At 56.5% G+C, this 13,533-nt stretch carries 17 protein-coding genes; 14 read left to right on the forward strand and 3 right to left on the reverse strand.

What is annotated here, in order from left to right; all coding sequences use genetic code 11:
• Window positions 1-609: 609 nt before the first annotated feature.
• From AB5975_02945 to AB5975_03005, 13 genes are all read left to right on the forward strand, one after another.
• Entirely contained in the window at window positions 610-960 is a 351-nt protein-coding gene (locus AB5975_02945) for a hypothetical protein (GenBank protein ID XDR20915.1), read from the forward strand.
• A 249-nt stretch (window positions 961-1,209) separates the two neighbouring features.
• Window positions 1,210-1,335, forward strand: coding sequence for a hypothetical protein (locus AB5975_02950; GenBank protein ID XDR20916.1), 126 nt, complete (start codon window positions 1,210-1,212; stop codon window positions 1,333-1,335).
• 324 nt (window positions 1,336-1,659) lie between these two features.
• The gene (locus AB5975_02955; GenBank protein XDR20917.1) at window positions 1,660-2,232 is read left to right on the forward strand and encodes an STY4534 family ICE replication protein; all 573 of its coding nucleotides are present in this window, start codon (window positions 1,660-1,662) and stop codon (window positions 2,230-2,232) included.
• 53 nt (window positions 2,233-2,285) lie between these two features.
• Window positions 2,286-2,444, forward strand: a complete 159-nt coding sequence (locus AB5975_02960; GenBank protein ID XDR20918.1) for a hypothetical protein — start codon at window positions 2,286-2,288, stop codon at window positions 2,442-2,444.
• Between the two features lie 75 nt (window positions 2,445-2,519).
• Entirely contained in the window at window positions 2,520-2,945 is a 426-nt protein-coding gene (locus AB5975_02965; protein ID XDR20919.1) for a hypothetical protein, read from the forward strand.
• A 231-nt stretch (window positions 2,946-3,176) separates the two neighbouring features.
• On the forward strand, window positions 3,177-3,527 hold the full coding sequence (locus tag AB5975_02970; GenBank protein ID XDR20920.1) for a hypothetical protein: 351 nt from the start codon (window positions 3,177-3,179) through the stop codon (window positions 3,525-3,527).
• Window positions 3,528-3,833: 306 nt separating this feature from the next.
• Entirely contained in the window at window positions 3,834-4,154 is a 321-nt protein-coding gene (locus AB5975_02975) for a hypothetical protein (GenBank protein XDR20921.1), read from the forward strand.
• A gap of 68 nt (window positions 4,155-4,222) precedes the next feature.
• Window positions 4,223-4,633, forward strand: a complete 411-nt coding sequence (locus tag AB5975_02980; protein ID XDR20922.1) for a hypothetical protein — start codon at window positions 4,223-4,225, stop codon at window positions 4,631-4,633.
• 60 nt (window positions 4,634-4,693) lie between these two features.
• Window positions 4,694-5,299, forward strand: coding sequence for a DUF3275 family protein (locus AB5975_02985; protein XDR20923.1), 606 nt, complete (start codon window positions 4,694-4,696; stop codon window positions 5,297-5,299).
• 92 nt (window positions 5,300-5,391) lie between these two features.
• Window positions 5,392-5,646 (forward strand): hypothetical protein, encoded by a 255-nt coding sequence (locus AB5975_02990; protein ID XDR20924.1) that lies wholly within the window; start codon window positions 5,392-5,394, stop codon window positions 5,644-5,646.
• A 60-nt stretch (window positions 5,647-5,706) separates the two neighbouring features.
• The gene (locus AB5975_02995) at window positions 5,707-6,306 is read left to right on the forward strand and encodes a hypothetical protein (GenBank protein ID XDR22904.1); all 600 of its coding nucleotides are present in this window, start codon (window positions 5,707-5,709) and stop codon (window positions 6,304-6,306) included.
• A gap of 32 nt (window positions 6,307-6,338) precedes the next feature.
• The gene (locus AB5975_03000) at window positions 6,339-7,778 is read left to right on the forward strand and encodes a DUF6094 domain-containing protein (GenBank protein ID XDR20925.1); all 1,440 of its coding nucleotides are present in this window, start codon (window positions 6,339-6,341) and stop codon (window positions 7,776-7,778) included.
• Between the two features lie 98 nt (window positions 7,779-7,876).
• Window positions 7,877-10,126, forward strand: a complete 2,250-nt coding sequence (locus AB5975_03005) for an SNF2-related protein (GenBank protein XDR20926.1) — start codon at window positions 7,877-7,879, stop codon at window positions 10,124-10,126.
• Window positions 10,127-10,550: 424 nt separating this feature from the next.
• Here the strand turns inward: AB5975_03005 and AB5975_03010 are convergent, their stop codons facing one another.
• From AB5975_03010 to AB5975_03020, 3 genes are read right to left on the reverse strand one after another with little or no spacing between them, the layout of a single operon-like run.
• On the reverse strand, window positions 10,551-11,507 hold the full coding sequence (locus tag AB5975_03010; protein ID XDR20927.1) for a hypothetical protein: 957 nt from the start codon (window positions 11,505-11,507) through the stop codon (window positions 10,551-10,553).
• Entirely contained in the window at window positions 11,452-12,240 is a 789-nt protein-coding gene (locus tag AB5975_03015) for a hypothetical protein (GenBank protein XDR20928.1), read from the reverse strand. Before AB5975_03015 ends, AB5975_03010 begins: the two co-directional genes overlap by 56 nt.
• Window positions 12,241-12,297: 57 nt before the next feature.
• Complete coding sequence (locus tag AB5975_03020; GenBank protein ID XDR22905.1) at window positions 12,298-12,984, reverse strand: SOS response-associated peptidase family protein; 687 nt, start codon at window positions 12,982-12,984, stop codon at window positions 12,298-12,300.
• Between the two features lie 106 nt (window positions 12,985-13,090).
• Between AB5975_03020 and AB5975_03025 the strand changes: the two genes are divergently transcribed.
• Window positions 13,091-13,522 (forward strand): LexA family protein, encoded by a 432-nt coding sequence (locus AB5975_03025; protein XDR20929.1) that lies wholly within the window; start codon window positions 13,091-13,093, stop codon window positions 13,520-13,522.
• Window positions 13,523-13,533: the final 11 nt, after the last annotated feature.

Genomic DNA, 13,533 nt, shown 5'->3' on the forward strand with positions numbered 1-13,533 from the left:
TTCTTTGATCCAAGGGCCACATTGGTAATGTGGCCCCTCCTCTTCCTTCCCCTTGGGTAGCCTGATGGACTTGTCGAAGGTCCATGAGGCTACCCAATGGGTACTTCTCTCCTTTGCCGGTGGCCCGCCGGCGATAAGCCGGGCTCCTTTTGTGCGCGGATGCGTGCCTCATGTTTGCTGGCCAAAGCCACGAGAATGGCCAGGTGATGAGAGTCGAAACGATCAATGCCCAGGGATCGACGATTCCGACACAGGTGGCTCCTTCAACTTTTTTTTTCAACCACGGCTGGGTCACCTTTCAAGGGCTGATCCAGCCGGACTTCTCCCTCCATCTCTCCCCCTTTCCCCCTCCGCTTGACACAACCCTTCCCCGCTCCGATTATTAAGCCGTGATCTGCTGACGTCGTCAGCAACATGCCCATGCAGCTCGGATCCGTAATGCTGCAGCACGAAGTCTGTGTGATCCACCAGCCCAAGGTCGTTTAGCTTCTGGTAGCACGACCGGTCGACCTCCGTCGATAGAAGCTCCTTCCGCAAACCCAGCGGGGAATACATTTCCCCGTTAGGGACAGTGTTTTCTCCGCATTTTTTAACCGCAGGAGAAACACCATGACCGCAATGTCCGCACCCTCCATCGGCTTCCGTTTTGGCTACGCGCTCGGCACCCTCACCCGTGAGTTCCTGCGCGCCATGAAACGTCCAGCCCCAGTAGTCCCAGCACATGTTCGGCCTGTTGTACAACTCGCGAACATAGCACCCACCCGCAGCGACTGGGATGAGCTTTGCCGCATTCCAACCCTCGCACGCCGCGGTGTTGATCTGAACCAGTGGTTCGAAAACAACACCAAAGCGGTACCACCGACCAAGCGCCGTACCCGTCAGCGCAAGCCGAGCAAACCCAAAGCATCAGAGCTGCGTATGGGCCCGCTGAACGACCTCATAGCTCCAGTTGCGATCTAACTCCCTCCAACCTCACCCAGTGCCAGGCACCCCACCTGGCAAGGTGAGGGCCTGGCGATCAAAGGAACGCCATGGTTTCAAAAAAACGTGCCGCTGTGGCAGACGACCTTCGCAAGATCGGAACGACGGCCGTTGCCGCCGCCCTCGTAGGTATCTTCCTCAGCACTAGCCGTCTCCTGACCGCTTTCGCCCTCGTGGTAGGTGTTGTAATCTGGATCACAGGCATTTACCTCACCCCGGAGGAATGACATGAGCCAAACCACATTCGGCATCCTCATGTTCACCGCCCTGCTCGTCATCTGCGTCGGCATGGCAGTTTGGGCCGATTGGCCTAATATCAAACGCCGGTGCCAGAAGATTCTTCGAGCACATTGATCATCGATTTTCCCTACTTAACCCTCCACCTGGAGGGTTTTTTTCTTTCAGGGCTTGACAATGTGTTTCTCCGTTTCCATCCTTGTGACCGTGAGCTGCTGACGTCGTCAGTAACCCAAGCCCGAGCAGTCATGATCTGAAAGACTGCTACACCCACTGCGGTGTTGATCTCCCCAAAATCGCCAAGCTTCCGGAAGCGCGATTGATCAATCGAGAGATTGATGGAAGCCCACCCAACTTGCTACATCCCAACCCACGCGGGGAATACTTTCCCCCATGGGCGAAGTGTTTCTCCGCTTTCGCTATTGAAACTGGAGAATCACCATGAGCAACCAATCCAACGAAGCCAAATTCTTCGACCTGCACACCACTGGCATCGGCTACCTCAACCGTATCCGTGAAGTAAGCCCCCGCAAGGGCAAGCCCTTCACCTGTGTCACCGTTGCAGCTTTGCACGGCGCGACTGATAAAGCCGAGTATTCCTACATCGACTGCAACGTTGTCGGTGCTGAGGCAGAATCGCTGGTTAAACGCTGCCAGCAGGCCGTTGAAGCCAAAAAGAAGGTGCTCGTCTCCTTCCGAATCGGCGACATCTGGGCTGACGCTTTCACCTATGATAAAGGCGACAAGAAGGGCCAGGCCGGCGCAAGCCTCAAAGGCCGTCTGCTCTTCATCGGCTGGATCAAAGTTGACGGCAAGCTGGTTTACGAAGCGAAGCCGAAAAATGCCACCCCGCCCACTGACAATCAGGGACAACCTGGTGTTGATCAAACGTTGAATCAGGAACAACCTGAGCAACCCGTGAATCAGGGACAGCCAGTCGCCGACCAATTCGGTGAGCAACTCGACCCTGTCCTCGGTAATGATCTTCCCAAGGAAGCCAACCAGGCTGCATAACCCCTATCAAGGCGCTGATTTCAGCGCCTTCATATTCTGCCAAGGAGGCAGTCATGAAAATCCTGTTCGCGTTGAACCTTCTAATCCTGGTCGCCGCTGTAATCCTCGGCGACATTGTTTTCGGTGCCTGCGCTTTCATTGGGCTGAGCGGTTTCGCGATTAACGTGCTCAACCGCAAAGCCAGCACAGTCCCGACTGCGCTCCCCCACTGATCACTAACCTGATTCCTACCCAATAGGGGACGACGATCCCCTTCGGGAGGCGTTTTCCTCACAAAGGACTTCGCCATGCCCTACTGCATCACTGTCGCTGGAGATATTCAGCAGTGCTTCCCTGACTTCGCTACCGCGCGCTCAGATATTCAGGAGCTGCGTAACCAGGGTCAGAAACCTAGGCTGTACTACTCGACCTCATTCGCGCATCTGGGCTGTGAGATCGATGATAACGGGGTGCGAATCCCAGACTACACGAACATGCAGTGGTGCGATTACGCCAAGCTGCTTCCTCACTTCGCCTCATCCTGGTCAATCACGGATGATGAACTGTCAAATGACAGATATCGTCTTGTTGATGTCTATGCGCAACTCAGCGGCCGTGAATACCATCTAGCTGACATGGCCTATGCCCGAGGCGAGATAACTCCCAAGGATCTTCGGGTTAATACATGCCTTATCAGGGTCATACAGGGTCTTATGGATCCGAATGATCTGTAGCATTTCACTTAACCGTATCGGGAACATCACCCGATCTGGCTGATGATCCTCAATGGAGAGACATCATGCCTCCGCTGAACTTCGAGCGAAATTTCGAACTCCTCTACGTACCAATCGATGCGACGTATGCCATCGTGCTGTAACAACCAGACATCCTTCGGCTGCGCTCTTATAAACCTTATCGGGTACATCACCCGAGCGGGTTGGTGACCCCCTCATCGGAGAATCACCATGTCTGAAGCCACCCAAGTCTTCAATGGCGTCATGTTCATCACCAATCCCTTCGAGAAACGAGTTGCCGGGGCCTTCATCCGCGTAGACGTGCTTGAGCGGCGGTTCGCGGACTCAATCAAAGCTAGCTCGAACCTCGCCCTGGATCGCTGTGGCCAACACTTCGAACTGTACGAGATGAGCCTGCTCACTACGCTGCGCGATCAGTATGCAGCTCTCACCTTTCCTCACGACCAGTTGTTCAAACGTGAGGCAGAACGGCAAGGCTTCCAGCTCGATGATGAGCACTACCGCGCTGTACAGGAAGCTAGTTCCAACCTCTGGGAAGAGATCTACGAAGACATGATCTGACCCACCCTGTATCACCAGTCCTCCACCCCGAAGGGTATCCCTTCGGGGGACTTTCAAAGCAGACACCTGGCAACTGTGAGGCCTCAGCCTACAGTCCGGGAAACGAATTCCGTATTGGTTCACTGTCGTTGACAGTGCCTCCCGGAGCCAGGGTTTAAGGCTCCAGCGCGTTGCGCCAACCCACCCAAGATCGCCGAGCACTCGGCAGCGCGATCGCATCACCCAGTGATGGAGTGCCTTCTACATTACCTACCTGCGGGGATCTCATCCTCGCGGACGAGGCCTCGCTTTATTTGGAGACCTCATATGTCGTTTTCCCCCGCCTCATCCGAGGCATACCTCACCCTTCCTGTAGTCTTGGACAACCCGGCTTGGATGCGGGCGGTCTATCTCGAAAACCCCATGCGGGTGGCCGAGATGAGCCAACGCCTCGCCACTGTCGTCCAGGCGGCGTGGCAAGAGCTCAAGCAGCAGCCTCAGGCCAGTGCTCTGTCCTTCGGTGTGTACACGAAGCGCCACACCGGCCGCGACCGTGACTGGGTCGCCCTCATGTTGCAAATCGTGACCCCCGAGGACGAGCCATCCTACATCCAGATCCAGCTGCAGCACACTGCAGACCCCGCCTGACACAGCCATTTTTACTCACCCAGAGGGGTCACCCTCTGGGTGGCTTCTCTCAACCAGGAGCACGCCACATGGCACAATCACCCAACCCATTCCACATCGCTACCGGCGATCACCCTGTACCTCATCCTTGCTACAGCCAAGCGTTCGAGATCGCCTCGGCACACTTGCCCGAGGAGGACTGGGAGGAGCTGCAGGCACTCGTAGAAACTGCTGATACAGCTCTGCTTCATTTCGAGTGCTTCACCCTGCCCGACAGTGACGCCATCGGCTTCAAACTTCTCAGTACGCCCTGGACCGACCAACATCTGGGACAGCACTGGGGGTACGACCTGTCGACACTTCAAGCTCTGCAAGCCGCCGAGGGTTTCAGCGAGGAGACCATCCAAGTGCTCACCCTTGCCGCTCAGGCTGAAGTGAGGTTCCTGGTCATCGACCCCAACAGCAACGTTCTCTACGGTCTGCCTCTGTTCGACTACTGATCACCTTCCACCTCGCGGGGAGCACCCGCTGGTGTTCCCCATGCCTTACGGGGAGCGCACATGATCTCCATCACCGGCCAGTTGGCCATCCGCACCATCTCCGGTCGACTCGGGCTCTTCAACGTCGGCCGCCTCAGTACCTCGATCGGTGAGTTCACCATCAAGGATGCTCTCCTGGATCAGTACCAGGAGGGTAAATACCGAGGTGACTTCGCAATCAAGCAGATTCGACCTTCGTACTACTCGCACGGCGGTCGACTCGTTGTTGAGATCAGGGCTGAACTTGAGGGCATGACCCTGGAGGATGTCACAGGTCTCAGTCGCGAGGACGAAGAACACCTGCCAACAAACGTCCCTGACCCTCTTGAAGAGGACGGGCCACCATCCACACCGATACCGCCACGTCGGACTCCAAATACACCGGCGCGACGGCCCCAAACTGATGCCTTCGCCTCGGATGAGCCCTTCGGGATGAGTCCAACGGCACCACCAAGCACGAACGACATCGATGCCGAGCTGTTTGGCACGGTGTGGCCACTGGGCGAAACCGTGAGGCTCGACACTACCGTTGACCGACAACGGCTTCGCGCCCAATGCACCCGACTGGACCAGCTCGGTTTCACCATGGACTTCAAAACTCAAACCTGGACCAGGGCCTCGCTTTAAAGCGCCCTGCCACACCACTGCCGTGGTCAACCTGAACCACGCACCCTGAGGGGCCTCCTCGGGGGGCTCCATTCTCTACCTGGAGCACCACCATGAACGCCATCTTCAGCAACTTGAGCAAACAAACCCTCGCGAACATCGAGGACCAGCTGTCCAACAACGAGGTGTCGACTGACGAGGAGCTCGTCGACCTGTTCATCGAGGAGTTGGAGCTCACACTGGACCAGGCGGAGGCCGCTATCCGCCTGCGTGACCAGTATCGCATCCAGATTTTCCTTGCTGGTCACGGGCCACTGCACAATGAGAAACCCGTGGTGTTCGATCCAGACACCAGGACCTTCAACTAACCACCAGACCACCCCGGGGGGCTTCCGCCCTCTGGGACGGACGCCTCCACTACGGAGGCCATCATGCACCCATCCCCCTTGTTCCAGATCGAAGAATGCCCGGACCTGTACGTCGACGCCTGTGTGTGCGACGAGCAACGCAACCTGGTGTTCATGTCGGCCTGGGGTCGTGACACCGCACTGCAGGAGTTTCTGGCCAGGCTCACACTTGGCCGAGAAGAGAATGGCATCGAGCAGTTCCACATTCTCGTCGACGGGCGGAGCATTCCCGTTTTCCCTAACCATGACCTACTGGAAAAGCGCACCACACGGCAATTCCGCGGCACCCTATTCGGCAGCATGTTGCACCTCTGGCTGTTCGATCGGCGCGCTTCGGTGCCCGACCAAGCCAATCACTTCGCTTTTGCCCTCCTGGAGCGCAATGAAGCCCCTCACCAACGGCTTTGGCCACTGGTGATCGAGACCTGCCCGCTTCCCCTTCTCCCCCACTGGCACGAGCCCGTGATGGAAGTCCTCACCCAGCACCGCATGCTGACTGCCCTACCCGGGGCGATCGGCAACGTCTGCGCCTGGCGGCTCGCTCTTCAGCTCGACGTGCTCGAGCCCTCCCTCGGAGAGCTGATCCGTCGCGGCGAACTCACTATCGAAGCTCAGGCGTAGGCCTGGGCTCACCTATGACTCAAGGAACGCTTATGGCCCTTATGTTTCCGCGCCTGGCGCGCAACTTTGCCCGCAACGGCTACTACCCCACCGATGAGATCACGCTCGAACGCACGCTGCAGGCGCTCACTCCCGCCACCTCGGGCAGGATGAGGATCTGCGACCCCTGCGCCGGCGAGGGTGTTGCCCTTGCTGAAGCAGCTCACCTCCTGGGCCGCGACCAGGTCCAAGCATTCGCCGTCGAGTACGATCGCGAACGCGCGGATCACGCGCGTGGCCTGCTCGATCGGGTGCTGCACAGCGACCTCTTCGACACCTTGATCAGCCGCCAGTCGTTCGGCTTGCTCTGGCTCAACCCACCCTACGGTGACCTCGTCGCGGATCACTCCGGTGCATCCCAGTACCAAGGCAGCGGCCGCCGGCGCTTGGAGAAAGCTTTTTATCAACGCTGCCTCCCGCTTCTGCAGTACGGCGGCGTCATGGTGCTCATCGTTCCTCACTACGTGCTGGACGACGAGTTCACTGGATGGCTGAGCAACCACTTCACCGAAATGCGTGTATACGGTGCTGCAGACCCCACCTTCAAACAGGTGGTGATCTTCGGCATCCGTGTACGTCGGCAGGACCTGGCCCGGGTTTCCACCAACCAGGTGAGGTCTCGCCTGCAGGCGATCGGCGCCGGCCAGGAGCAAGCTGAGGAGATCCCAGCCAACTGGACATGGGAGCCGTACCTCGTCCCGTCAGCTGCTAGCGAGCTGGAGCACTTCTACCGCATTACCCTGGAGCCGGAGCAATTCGCCTCCGAGATCCTGCGGTTGCGGGGCCTCTGGCCAGACTTCAACTTGCACTTCGGGAAAACCGGGCTTCAACCCCGAGCCCCTGTCCGCGAGCTTTCACGCTGGCACCTCGCACTGGCCCTGGCCGCCGGCGCAATCTCCGGTGTTGTACGTTCGAAGTCGGGGCGGACCTTGGTCGTGAAGGGTGATACCTACAAGGACAAGGTGCGCAAGACCGAATTCACTGAGGACGAGAAGGGTAACGTCTCAGAAGTCAGGATCCTCACCGACCGGTTCATTCCGATCATCCGCGCCTGGGAAATGACACCTTCCTCGGTGAACCACGGCCAGGTGCTGATCATCAGTTCCTCACCGGCGAGCAACGACGAAACGCCTGCAACCGACCAGTCAGTTGCAACGCCGCTGTTCAACCCGGGGCAGATCATGATGACCGCTGCTGTCAGCCATCTGGTCGAAACCGGGCAGCTCAACCCTACTCCCGCGCTGAAACGCCATCTTGCTGGCGACTGGGGTGAGCTATGCGATGACGATCGATCCTCCAATCAGCTCGCGCTTACCCATGGAGACCGTTTGTTCTCAAGCTACGACATCGACGCCGGCGACGAGTCCAGGCTCTGGATCATCACCGAAGCCGACCGCAGCTCCACTACCCTGCTACTTCCCAGCGACTACTGACCAGCGCCACAACAGCTCCCCACCCCACACCAACCCACAGGGTATGTCCATACCCGTCTGGGTTTGTGCATGCCCTGTTTTCCCTGCAGGAGATGCACATGAACGCACTGACCCAGGCGGCCGCCTCGGCCAACTCCCCCCTGAATATCAACCTGACCGATTTCATCGACGAGTTCGGCGACGAGCTCTTGGAATCTCTCAACCGCTCCAACCCTCCGGTCTACACCGGCAGCATTAACGAACAGCGGCAGGCCGTGATGGCGAACCTCAAGCGAACGCCATTCGTGGCGCAAGCTGAGGTTGTCCAAGCTATTGCGGCGCTACTGCTCGATCGCAACGAGCAAGCCGCGATCATCAACGCCGAGATGGGTACCGGGAAGACGATGATGGCCATCGCTGTCGCTGCAGTGATGCATGCATCAGGCTACCGTCGGACACTCGTCATCTCACCGCCCCACCTGGTCTACAAGTGGCGACGTGAGATCCTGGAAACCACGCCAGACGCCCGCGTCTGGGTACTGAACGGCCCGGACACGCTGGTCAAGCTGCTCAAGCTGCGTGACCAGTCGGGGCAAACCTACGACGGCCGGCCGGAGTTCTTCATTCTCGGCCGAGTCAGGATGCGGATGGGTTTCCACTGGCGACTCGCCTGCTGGAAACGGCGTACTGCAGGTGGCCAGCTGCTGGCAGCATGTCCAGATTGTGGCCAGGTCCTCGAGGACCTGGAGGGCAACCTGGTCACCGTGGACGAATTCGAGCGCGGTGATCGCCGTCGCAACTGCACGGCCTGCAACGCTGCCCTCTGGACGCTTATGCGCCCAGGCAAAGCCGATGGTGGGGACCGACGCTCGACGATCCTGAAGTCGATGTGCCGGATACCGACGATCGGCCCGGTCCGGGCGGACCGGCTGCTGAACGACTTCGGCGAGGACTTTCTGGCCTCGATGCTGGTGGACAACGTCTCAGAGTTCATCAACTTGATGGACGCGAAAGGCAACTTCGTCTTCAGCGACCGCCAGGCCAAACGCATGGAGCGGGCGATGGCCAACATCGAGTTCGGATTCGGCGAAGGCGGCTACCAGCCGACAGAGTTCATCAAGCGCTACTTACCCGATGGCTTCTTCGACCTGCTGGTTGTCGACGAGGGGCATGAGTACAAGAACAGCGGCTCGGCCCAAGGCCAGGCCATGGGAGTGTTGGCCGCGAAGGCGCGTAAAACCTTGCTCCTCACCGGGACCTTGATGGGGGGCTACGCCGACGACCTGTTCTACCTCCTGTTCCGCATCCTCACCCAGCGCATGATCGAGGACGGCTACCGACCCAACGCACGCGGCAGCATGGCGCCTGCAGCCATGTCGTTCATGCGCGATCACGGCGTGCTCAAGGACATCTACACCGAGCGCGATGGCGATTCGCACAAGACCGCCAAGGGCAAGAAGCTGTCGGTACGCACCGTGAAGGCCCCAGGCTTCGGCCCTAAAGGCATCCACCGGTTCGTGCTGCCATTCACCGTGTTCCTGAAACTCAAGGATATCGGCGGCAATGTGCTGCCCAGCTACCAGGAGGAATTCATCGACGTGCCCATGGCGCCGGAGCAGGCCTCGGCCTACCTGCGCTTGGCGGCCACGTTGACAGCTGAACTCCGCCAGGCTCTGGCCCGGAGAGACACCACCCTTCTGGGAGTGGTGCTCAATGTGCTGTTGGCCTGGCCGGATTGCTGCTTCCGATCGGAGATGGTCAAACATCCTCGCACCCGAGACACGCTAGCCTTTGTGCCGGCGCTCTTCGGCGACGATGAACTGATGCCCAAGGAGCAGGCGCTGCTGAACCTATGCCTCGAGGAGAAAGCGAAAGGCCGCAAGGTCCTTGCATACACCGTCTACAGCGGGACGCGCGATACCACGTCCAGGCTGAAGAAGGTCCTCGAGCAGGCCGGTCTGCGCGTTGCGGTACTGCGGGCCACGGTTGAAACGGCTCGGCGCGAGGACTGGATCCTCGACCAGGTCGACCGCGGTATCGACGTGCTGCTCACCAACCCGGAGCTGGTCAAGACCGGGCTGGACCTGCTGGACTTCCCAACCATCGCGTTCCTGCAGACGGGGTACAACGTGTACACCCTACAGCAAGCCGCGCGGCGGTCGTGGAGGATTGGGCAGAAACATCCGGTCCGCGTGATTTTCTTCGGCTACGCCGGCAGCTCGCAGATTACCTGCCTGCAACTGATGGCCAAGAAGATCGCGGTGGCGCAGAGCACTTCGGGCGATGTACCGGAATCCGGGCTCGACTCACTGAACCAGGATGGGGACTCTGTTGAAATGGCTCTTGCTAGACAGCTTATAGCTACATGAAAAAAGGGCCACCAATCGGTGGCCTTTTTCCCTGAATGCTATTACTCCGATTCGTAACCGAAGCCACGACAAATCTCCCACACTGCGAGAAACGGAGTTAACATCTGATAACCAAACATCACTTCTTGTTGGCCAGTTTCATATAGATAACAAACATATTCAGTATACACTTCCCTCAAGAGCCCAGTAGTATGCGCCTCCAAATTGTGTGTAAATACCGCATCCACCATACTCGTCTTGAACCCATACCAATCCGGCAGTCCAGTTTCGACATGTATTGATCGCGAATCATTCAGAAGGCAGAACTCCAGCTGATCGCGGACGGCTCGAATCAAACGACCGGTAAAGTCACTTTCCATCGTCTCAAGCCAGTTAAAGCGCTGACCGTCTTTGGTTAGCTGGTTATAAATTAACTGAACTTCAGTCAGCCTCCCGGGTGCAGATCTTCCCCTATCTCATCATCCTCAGCATACGTTCTCACCGAAGAAAATGGATTCATTGCCGCCACAACAATCATATTAGGATAGGGGAATAGACCCGCGATCTCGCTCCACTTCTGAGAGGCATAAACTATAGAATGGAACCCTTTGGACTCTAAAACCTGCGCAATAGAGTTGCTTATTTGATTCAGCGCATCTTTTGCGTACTGCGGAGGCTCGCTATATTCAGAGTCTATCCAGCCTTTAATCAGCGGAAACGACATGGTCACACAGGTCATGGAGTGATCATTGAATACGTTATTCTCGAACCATTTGTAGTAATTCTCATCAGGGTAAAATACATTAAGACAATAGCGCCCATCCTGACAAGAAGGAATAAGAGATACAATGTTCTTCTTATTCAGCAATAGCTCTTGAACGTATGCATCCTTTACCGTTCTGGTCTCCATCGGCGCAACCAACACAGTGGTGATTGCCGTCTCGTTAACTCCAGGAAATATCGAGCAGAAGTGATTTGCATAGGCTAAGAGTTCAGTAAAAGCTTGGCGTTCGGTTTGCTGCGACTTTTTCAACTCGATGATAGTGATGCCCGTAGACTCTGAGCACCCAAAAAGATCCACGCGAGTCGGATGAGGACCATTTTTTTCAAGCCGTAGCTCCTTAGCCGTTAAGACCAATTCTTCCAGCTGATCCAGAATTTCATTTATGGCACGTTCAACCTTTCGGCGTAGCAAGAAATGAAGCGGTGGAAATTCTTCGCCGTACCACTCCACCGGCTCCCTCCGCCCTGCAATCAAAGAGGAAAAATCTTCTCTATGGTTATTGAATATATAATCCCTGAATGCATTCTCACTTATATTCAGCATAGCAACCTCTTCGATGTAGTCAAAGCGGCGGGCTAACGGAAGAATAGACTGGCGTACTGCGATCGCAAGCTTCACCAGTTAGCTCCTCAACCATCCGATTTTTGGCATCTACCCAGCCTTGGAATACTGTACTACGCTCGTGAATCAAAGGGTGATTTGCGATTGAGGCCGCTATTAAATACGCGATGGCCTGCCCTGCCTCAACGCAGACAAACAAGGCGTGGTTGACTTGCCAGCTATTTTCTCCGTACACGCTAGTAAGCTCAAACCCATGCAAACCTTCTCCAACCGACCCGGAGTCAGACAGATGACCAATCACAGACTTGGTGTTAGGGTGCGCACCAAAATCTATTGAGGCCTCGTAATACCCCCAGACATAATCGGCCATCACCGGATCACTGCACTTTAAAATATCCACAGCTTTTTTAGCAGTAAATACATTCCGACACCTCTTTACAGCATTATCCGACGAATGTCTTTCAAGCCAAACATCAGCCTTGGTAGCGTCATTTGCTATGAGATAAGCGTAACAGGCAGACTCTAACGCAGCTCTAACTATTGGAAAAACGCAAACAACATGCCCAGACAAGGCCTCTCTAATCCCAGCCAGAAGCATGGTATATGCATTTATCATAAGCAAGTTTGCTGTCGGCTCTTGTGAGAGCGGAATAGAGAAAATCTCATCGTGAAAAATATCATCCATCTCAGCAATCAAATGCATGAGCTCAGGGGCTTCATTTGCGTGAGCCTGGGTATTTTCCAGTGTGGCAACCAAGTAATCGCGGACCCTACCAACCTTTATTTTCAATCGATCACCTTGCATATTTACAGATATGTGTATTTTGTCCGACTTTACCCAAAACGGTTAAACCGGTTTTATCAGCTCCGGCCCCTGATTGCGAACATTCCCGACCTGTTTGCTCACTGGGAACCATTGAAAGTCGGTACTATGCCGGCAGCCTGTTTGGACTATTTCTGCCAGCCGTTCAGTTGTTATGCCTGGATCAATCCATTCTCGGGCAAGCTCAGGAGTAAGCACTAACGGCTTACGATCATGGATATCCACCAAACCTTCATCAGCCGCAGCAGTCACGATAACGAAGCCACTGCGTTCATCTGGTTCCAGCCCTGGATGAACCTCGGCCAACGCCGCGAAAAACAATGACCTACCGTCCGCCGCTTGGATGTAGTAAGGCTGCTTGCGCTTCGGATCTGCAACATCGGGTATCCACTCGAACCACCCATTGGCCGGCGCCAAGGCTCGGCCATTCGGCCAAAGCGACTTGAAGAACTTCCCTGTCATCACCGTCTCGGCCCGCGCATTGATCGGGTCGACCCTCTTCCCCTTCGCCCAGAAAGGCGACCATCCCCACTTCACCCGATCGACGTTCAGTCCTCCCGGGGCGGGCCTTATCACCTCCACGCGAGTAGAAGGCGCCACGTTGTAACGGTTGATCCGCTCATGGTCATATCCGTTGATGACCACCAGATCGAGGGCCAACTGCCGCAGGTAGTCGTCCATGCTCTCGTAGATCGAGTACCTCCCACACATACCCACCTCGCTCGTTTGTCGGCTGCCAGGCATCCGCGCATTGACGTAGGAACGCTCTGACAGTTTACTGTATAAATATACAGATATCCTTTTGAGTTGATCTGCCATGACCATCACCTTCCTGGGCGCGCCGACGGGCGGCCTTATGCTGCTGCCGGTGTACTCCTTCCGTGTGCCGGCCGGGTTCCCTTCGCCAGCGGCGGATCACCTGGAGCGTCACATCTCCCTCGACGAGCTGTTCGACCTGCGTGCACCTCACGTGTATCTGGTGCAGGTGGAGGGCGACAGCATGCAGGGCGCCGGGATCTTCTCGGGCGATCTTCTCATCGTAGACCGCAGTAGGGAGGCCGAGCACGGCGATATCGTGATCGCCGCGATCAACACCGAGCCCGTCTGCAAACGCCTTTATGGGGACGATAGAGAATTCGGAAAAAATCGTACGCTAAGCTTCGCGAGTTCTTGTAACCAATTCATTGTTTTTTCAATGGATGAAAGAAAATGGCGAAAGCTATTTGACAAACAAATCGGGATCTTATAACTTACCTACCA

Origin of the sequence: Pseudomonas putida (genome assembly GCA_041071465.1) — a bacterium.
GTDB lineage: Bacteria > Pseudomonadota > Gammaproteobacteria > Pseudomonadales > Pseudomonadaceae > Aquipseudomonas > Aquipseudomonas putida_P.